This window comes from Anaerotignum faecicola, assembly GCA_024460105.1.
GTDB lineage: Bacteria > Bacillota > Clostridia > Lachnospirales > Anaerotignaceae > JANFXS01.
The window spans coordinates 1-395 of record JANFXS010000534.1; the positions used below are offsets into that span (position 1 = coordinate 1).

Below are 395 nucleotides of genomic sequence, written 5' to 3' on the forward strand. Positions count from 1 at the left end.
TGCGTTTTTATGGTTTTAAGGCATCGGAGCTCCTGACGGAGGACCGGCCGAATTTCAATGTATTTCTGGACCCTAAGTGCGACTGGGCACTCCGCCATCTGGAGCAGTTTCCGGTGGAGATCAACCGGGCCGATTACTATACGCTTCTGCGGGTTCCCGGAATGGGCGTGAAGTCCGTAAAAAGAATTATTGCAGCCAGAAAACAGGGGGTGCTGGATTTCGATGCCTTGAAGAAGATGGGGGTGGTGCTGAAGAGAGCCATGTATTTTATTACATGTTCAGGAAGGATGATGGCACCGATCCGGATGGATGAAGACTATATCACCAGCCATTTAGTTGGAGATGAACGGCGTGCGGTATGGGATATCAGCCATCAGGGAGCCTACCGTCAGCTG

General features: G+C 51.4%; 1 protein-coding gene. It reads left to right on the top strand.

Annotated elements, in window-relative coordinates; genetic code table 11:
* Positions 1–395: putative DNA modification/repair radical SAM protein (locus NE664_15260; protein MCQ4727990.1), on the top strand; the 395-nt coding region annotated here is incomplete at both ends.